Source organism: Streptomyces orinoci (assembly GCF_003121295.1).
In the GTDB taxonomy this organism is placed as follows: domain Bacteria; phylum Actinomycetota; class Actinomycetes; order Streptomycetales; family Streptomycetaceae; genus Streptomyces; species Streptomyces orinoci.
In genome coordinates this window covers 1-4968 of the sequence record NZ_PHNC01000001.1, presented here as the reverse complement: position 1 = coordinate 4968, position 4968 = coordinate 1, and the positions used below count along the sequence as shown (strand labels likewise).

Genomic DNA, 4968 nt, shown 5'->3' with positions numbered 1-4968 from the left:
TKYCCWMCASGACGYTCTTSSGRTCCTTGCCCTGCTGGACCACGCCGGCGACCACATCGCCCGCTCCCGGCCGGCGAACTCACCGAAAGTGATCTCGTCCTCGGCGTCCCGCAGACGCTGGAGGATGACCTGCTTGGCGGTGGTGGCGGCGATCCGGCCGAAGCCGGAGGGGGTGTCGTCGAACTCGCGCGGCTCCTCGCCCTCGGCGAGGTCCTGCGGGTCCTCCTTGGCCCAGACCGTCACATGGCCGGTGGAGCGGTCCAGCTCCACCCGGGCCCGGCGGCGGCTTCCCTCGGTGCGGTGGTAGGCGATGAGGAGGGCCGACTCGATCGCCTCGACCAGCAGGTCGAAGGAGATCTCCTTCTCTCGCACCAGACCCCGCAGGGCACTCATGTCGATGTCCACGGCTACGCCTCCTCTTGGCTCTCGTCGGCGGCCTTCTCGGCGGCCTTGCGGTTGAACTCGATCTCCACCCGGGCCTTGGCGATCTCGTCGAAGGCCAGTCGGCGGGTGGTGGGCTTGCGCCCCTTGACACCGGGAACCTCGAGGTCGAGCCCCTCCTCGTCCACGGCGGTGATCCGCGCCAGCAGCTCGCCGCCCTCGGCGAGCTGGGCCTTGATCAGCCGGCCGGTGGCCCGGACATAGTGACGGTGCCTGGTCAGCGGGCGGTCGGCGCCGGGGGAGGKTGACCTCCAGGACGTACGGGGCGCCGCCCATCACATCGGTGTCGTCCAGCCGCTGGGAGACCTCGCGGCTCAGCTCCGCGCACTCGTCGAGCGACACGCCCTGGTCGCCGTCCACCACGACACGCAGCACCCGGCGCTTGCCGGCCGGTGTCACTTCGACCTCTTCCAGATCCAGCTCCCGCGCGCTGACGAGAGGGGCAAGCAGCTCGCGCAGCCGCTCGCTCTGGGTGGTGCTCATCCGGGTGACTCCTCGGCCGCGTGTGCTGTTGTGGGAAAGTCGCGTGTCAGGTCAAAGCCTATCTGTTCCGGCACCCGGCTGACGATTCGGTTCCCGGTGCCCGGGCGCCGGTACCCTCGCAGGCGGCGATCATGGACCTACGGAAAGAGGATCGTGCCGCTCACCATGACGACGCGGGGCGCCGACGGCCCGCGCAGACGCAGGGTACTGGCGGGGGGCGCGGCGGCCCTCCTGCTCTCCGGCTGCTCCGGCCCCGCGCGCCGGGAGGCCGACGGGCGCGCACCCACCGAGAGCACGCTGCGCGCCCAGGCCGCGGACCGCTCCGCCGAGCTGCTGCGACGGTACGACGCCACGCTGGCCGCCCACCCCGCGCTGGGCCCCAGGCTGCGCCCGCTGCGCGAGCAGGTGGCCCGGCATGTCCAGGCCCTGGGCCCCCCGCGCGCCACGCCCCAGGCCGCCTCGCCCCATGCCACCGCGCCCTCCGCCTCCCCCACGCCACCCGGGGACGAGAAGGCGGCGCTGGGAGCCCTGGCGGAGGCCGAGCGGCGCACCACCGAGGCGCACACCGCGGCCCTGGCCGCCGCGCCCGGCGAACTGGCCCGGCTGCTGGCCTCCATCGCGGCGGCGGGCGCCGCGCACACCTATCTGCTGGGGGCGGACTGATGGATCAGGCGGCCATGGACCAGGCGAATACGGACCAGGCGGCTCTGGAGGCGGCCCAGGCGGCACTGTCCGGCGAGCACGCCGCCGTCTACGGCTACGGGGTGGCCGGCGGCCACCTGGAGGGAGCGCGCGCCGCGCAGGCACAGGAGGCGTACCAGGCGCACCGCTCCCGCCGGGACGCGCTGGAGCGCACCGTGCGGGAGCTGGGCGGCCGCCCCATGGCCGCCGCGGCCGGCTACCGGCTGCCGTTCCCGGTCACCGACGCGGACTCGGCGGTGCGCCTGGCGGCGGAGCTGGAGAACCGGCTGGCGGGCGTCTACGCCGACCTGGTGCGTGCCGCGAGCGGCGCGCTGCGCGGGGAGGCGGCGGCCGCGCTGCGCGAGGCGGCGGTGCGGTCGGTGCGCTGGCAGGGCGACGGCGTAGCCTTCCCGGGGCTCGCCGAGCGGGCCGCGTCCGCCGCGCCGAGCAGTCCGGCGGCGCGGTCCTGACCGGCAACGACGAAAGGGACAGCGCACGGATGGCCAGTGGGAACGACCGCCTAGAACCACCGGAGCGGCTCCTGCGCGCCCTGGCCGCGGACGAGGAGGCCCGGCAGTGGCTGGCCACCGTGCCGACGACCTGTCAGGAGTACCTGGCCCGCTGGGAGCTGACACCCGAACGGGTGCAACGGCCCGGCGGGCGGCGCGGCATGGTGGTGCTGGTGCGGCAGGCGGACGGCACCCCGGCCGCGCTGAAGCTCACGCCCCCGGGGCGCACGGCGGAGCTTGAGTACGCGGCGCTGGCGCACTGGCACGGGGCCAGCGCGGTGCGGGTGCTGCGCGCCGCTCCGGAGGCGGGCGCGCTGCTGCTGGAGCGGCTGCACGGGGAGGTCAACCTGCGCTCGCTGCCGGAGGCGAAGGCCGTACTGGAGGCCTCGGCGACGCTTCAGCGGCTCTGGGTTCGCCCTCCCGCGGGGCACTCCTTCCCGTCCGTGGCCGAGCACACCGCCGCCCTGGCCGGCAACCTGCGCCGGTGGCGCGCGGAGCCCTGGGCGGCGGACGCCCGGGCGCTGATCGACGAGGCGCTCGAGCTGCGCGAGGCGCTGGCCGGCGGGGCGGACGAGGAGCCGTACCTGCTGCACGGCGACTATCACCAGGGCAAGGTGCTGGCCGGGGACCGCGCCCCATGGCTGGCGGTGGGGCCGCGACCGCTGGTGGGCGAGCGGGCGTACGACCTGGCCTGGCCGGCCCGGGACCGGCTGGACACCCTGCTGGCCGCCCCGGGCGCGGCGGCCGCCGGGCGGCGGCGGGTGACCAAGCTGGCGGACTCGCTGGAGGTGGACCGGGAGCGGCTGCGCGGCTGGGCGGTCTTCCGGGCGGCCGAGGCGGGCCTGGGGGAGATCGCGCTCGGCGCCCGCCCGGCAGGCGAACTCCTGCTGGAATTCGCCCAGTCGCTCAGCTGACCGAATCGCCCTGCCGGCCCGGGCACCCGGCCGACCGAATCGCCCTGCCGACCGGGTCAACCAGCCGACCGGACAACCCCGCCGACCGGGTCGCCCGTCTGATCAGCCCTCTTGGCCGACCAGCCGTGCCACGGCCGCCACCGCCGCCTGGATCGTGAGTTCCTCCCGCTCCCCCGTGCGGCGGTCCTTCAGCTCCACCACGCCCTCCCCGGCGCGGCGGCCGACCACCAGCACGGTGGGCACACCGATCAGCTCCGCGTCGGTGAACTTCACCCCGGGGGACACTCCGGCGCGGTCGTCCACCAGCACCCTGGCCCCGGCCCGGGCCAGGTCTCCGGCCACCCGGAGGGCGAGCTCGGTCTGCTGCGTCTTGCCCGCCGCGACCACATGGACGTCGGCGGGGGCGACCTCACGGGGCCAGCACAGGCCGGCCTCGTCATGGGTCTGCTCCGCCAGTGCCGCCACCGCGCGGGACACGCCGATGCCGTAGGAGCCCATGGTGACCCGGACCGGCTTGCCCTGGGACCCCAGCACATCGAAGCCGAAGACGTCGGCGTACTTGCGGCCCAGCTGGAAGATGTGGCCGATCTCAATGGCCCGGCCGATGCGCAGTCCGGCACCGCACCGGGGGCAGGGGTCGCCCGGCTCGACAACCACCACGTCGAGGTAGCGGTCCACGGTGAAGTCGCGGCCGCAGACCACATTTCGGGCGTGTGTGCCGGGCTTGTTGGCGCCGGTGATCCAGGCGGTGCCCGGGGCGACACGGGGGTCGGCGAGGTAGGGCAGCCCCAGGCCCTGCGGGCCCACATAGCCGCGGACCAGCTCGGGGTGGCCGGCGAAGTCCTCGGCGGTCACCAGCTCCACCACGGCGGGCGCCAGGTGCTCCGCCAGCTTGCCCAGGTCCACCTCGCGGTCGCCCGGCACACCGACCGCCGTTATCTTGCCGTCCACCTTGACCAGGAGGTTCTTCAAGGTGGCGGAGGCGGGCACGGCCAGGTGCCGGGCCAGCGTCTCGATGGTGGGGGTGTCGGGGGTGTCCAGCTCTTCGACGGGGCCGTGCGCCGCCGGTGCCGGGGGCTCCACCACGGTGGTGACCGCCTCGGTGTTGGCTGCGTAGTCGCACGCCGGGCATTCCACGAAGGTGTCCTCGCCGGCCGCTGCCGGAGCCAGGAACTCCTCGGAGGCGGAGCCGCCCATGGCGCCGGAGACGGCGGAGACGATGCGGTAATCCAGGCCGATGCGCTCGAAGATGCGGCGGTAGGCCGCGCGGTGCAGCCGGTAGGACTCCGCCAGGCCCTCGTCGGTGGTGTCGAAGGAGTAGGAGTCCTTCATCTGGAACTCGCGGCCGCGCAGCACCCCGGAGCGGGGCCGGGCCTCGTCCCGGTACTTGGTCTGGATCTGGTAGACGATGACCGGCAGGTCCTTGTAGGACGTGCACTGGTCCTTGACCGTGAGGGTGAAGATCTCCTCATGCGTGGGGCCCAGCAGGTACTCGGCACCCTTGCGGTCCTTCAGGCGGAACAGCAGGTCGCCGTACTCCTCCCAGCGCCCGCTCCGCTGGTAGGGCTCCTTGGGCAGCAGGGCGGGCAGCAGCACCTCCTGGCCGCCGATGGCGTCCATCTCCTCGCGCACCACGCAGGCCACGTTTTCCAGCACCCGCTTGCCGAGCGGCAGCCAGGTCCACACTCCGGCGGAGGAGCGGCGAACGTAGCCGGCCCGGACCAGCAGCCGGTGGCTGGCGGTCTCGGCGTCGGCGGGTCGTCGCGCAGTGTCTTGAGCAACATCGCGGACATGCGCTGGACTTGGGGCATGGGGCGGTCTCCCTCTGGTGCGATTGCGGTGCGTGCGGTGCGCCTGCGGCGGGTCTGCGGTGCGCCTGCGGTCCGTCCGCGGTGCGTCCGCGGTCAGGAGAGGTAACGGCGGCCCCATGCGGCCGCGCA

3 protein-coding genes and 3 pseudogenes (1 of these 6 only partly in view) are annotated in these 4968 nt (G+C 74.3%); 3 read left to right on the top strand and 3 right to left on the bottom strand.

The window, feature by feature from the left end; all coding sequences use genetic code 11:
- Both nusA and rimP read right to left on the bottom strand, forming a co-directional pair.
- A pseudogene (gene nusA / locus CV755_RS00030) lies at positions 1-393 on the bottom strand (transcription termination factor NusA); its annotated part reaches 570 nt to the left of the window's first position; the annotation flags it as partial.
- Positions 394-407: 14 nt separating this feature from the next.
- Positions 408-924: pseudogene (rimP, locus tag CV755_RS00025) on the bottom strand (ribosome maturation factor RimP).
- 165 nt (positions 925-1089) lie between these two features.
- On the opposite strand from rimP, the gene CV755_RS00020 reads away from it, so the two are divergent.
- The 3 genes from CV755_RS00020 to CV755_RS00010 are packed head-to-tail and all read left to right on the top strand — an operon-like array spanning position 1090 to position 3028.
- Complete coding sequence (locus tag CV755_RS00020) at positions 1090-1587, top strand: hypothetical protein (RefSeq protein WP_109278017.1); 498 nt, start codon at positions 1090-1092, stop codon at positions 1585-1587.
- Between the two features lie 14 nt (positions 1588-1601).
- Positions 1602-2075 carry a ferritin-like domain-containing protein gene (locus CV755_RS00015; protein WP_241560875.1) on the top strand — a complete coding sequence of 158 codons (474 nt, stop codon included), beginning with the start codon at positions 1602-1604 and terminating at the stop codon, positions 2073-2075.
- Positions 2076-2104: 29 nt separating this feature from the next.
- Positions 2105-3028, top strand: coding sequence for an aminoglycoside phosphotransferase family protein (locus CV755_RS00010; protein WP_109278014.1), 924 nt, complete (start codon positions 2105-2107; stop codon positions 3026-3028).
- 102 nt (positions 3029-3130) lie between these two features.
- On the opposite strand, the pseudogene CV755_RS00005 reads toward CV755_RS00010, so the two are convergent.
- Positions 3131-4839, bottom strand: a pseudogene (locus tag CV755_RS00005) (proline--tRNA ligase).
- Positions 4840-4968 lie beyond the last annotated feature (129 nt).

Excerpts from the sequence above, each read along its gene's own strand:
- CV755_RS00015 (WP_241560875.1), top strand. The coding sequence starts at position 1,602 with ATGGACCAGGCGAATACGGACCAGGCGGCTCTGGAGGCGGCCCAGGCG.
- CV755_RS00010 (WP_109278014.1), top strand. The coding sequence starts at position 2,105 with ATGGCCAGTGGGAACGACCGCCTAGAACCACCGGAGCGGCTCCTGCGC.
- CV755_RS00020 (WP_109278017.1), top strand. The coding sequence starts at position 1,090 with ATGACGACGCGGGGCGCCGACGGCCCGCGCAGACGCAGGGTACTGGCG.